The 1,317-nt window shown below is 43.1% G+C and carries 1 protein-coding gene; it reads left to right on the forward strand.

Annotated elements, in window-relative coordinates; translation table 11 throughout:
* Positions 1 to 296 precede the first annotated feature (296 nt).
* Positions 297 to 1,317: myo-inositol transporter IolT (iolT, locus tag ACWHAR_RS21670; protein WP_452087792.1), on the forward strand; the 1,021-nt coding region annotated here is incomplete at its 3' end.

Here is a 1,317-nt window from a genome sequence, read left to right on the forward strand (position 1 = left end):
GATAATATCAGATATAACAAAAATATCACTATCATATCACTACAATTGAACTATTAAGTGACTAATAAATACCAATGAACGAGGTTATGCACAAAGAAATGACCATTGTTCTTTTAATGAGAAATGAAATCGCTTCCATCGGGATTGACATGCTAAGAAGAAGGGAAGGTTATGAGGTTATTGGATAAAAACATGAACAACTATTTTCTGAAGCCTGCTTACGAAATGTGAGGAAGGCAGCAGCCCTGGAATAAGTTTTTGACATACGCATTTTGAAAAAGACTGGGGGAAACAGTATGAATAAACAAGGCAATCAAATGTCATTTTTACGTACAATTATTTTAGTCTCCACTTTCGGCGGGCTTCCTTTTGGCTATGATACCGGTGTGCTCAATGGAGCTTTGCCGTATATGGGAGAGCCGGATCAGCTTAATCTCAATGCCTTCACAGAGGGTCTTGTCACCAGTTCACTTCTTTTTGGAGCGGCACTGGGTGCTGTGTTTGGCGGCAGGATGTCTGATTTTAACGGCCGCCGCAAAAATATTTTGTTCCTCGCTGTTATATTTTTTATTTCAACGATCGGGTGTACGTTTGCTCCAAATGTTACGGTCATGATTATTTCCCGTTTTGTGCTTGGTATTGCGGTCGGGGGTGCATCCGTAACGGTGCCTGCCTATTTAGCAGAGATGTCTCCTGTGGAAAGCAGGGGACGGATGGTGACGCAGAACGAATTGATGATTGTATCAGGACAGCTTTTGGCCTTTGTTTTTAATGCGATCCTTGGCACAACAATGGGAGACAACTCCCATGTGTGGAGGTTTATGCTGGTCATTGCGTCACTTCCAGCCGTGTTCCTGTTTTTCGGCATGATCAGAATGCCCGAGAGTCCCCGCTGGCTTGTTTCTAAAGGAAGAAAAGAAGATGCTTTGCGTGTATTGAAAAAAATCAGGGATGAAAAACGGGCAGCAGCTGAGCTGCAAGAAATTGAATTCGCTTTCAAAAAAGAAGACCAGCTTGAAAAAGCGACATTTAAAGATCTTTCAGTCCCATGGGTGCGCCGTATTGTGTTTATTGGATTAGGGATTGCGATTGTACAGCAAATTACAGGTGTGAATTCGATTATGTATTATGGGACTGAAATTCTAAGAAATTCCGGTTTCCAAACGGAAGCCGCTTTAATCGGAAATATTGCGAATGGCGTGATTTCGGTATTGGCAACATTCGTCGGAATCTGGCTGCTGGGAAGAGTGGGGCGCCGGCCGATGCTGATGACAGGCTTGATCGGTACGACAACAGCATTATTGCTAATCGGGATAT

The organism is Bacillus sp. LR--39 (genome assembly GCF_053613335.1).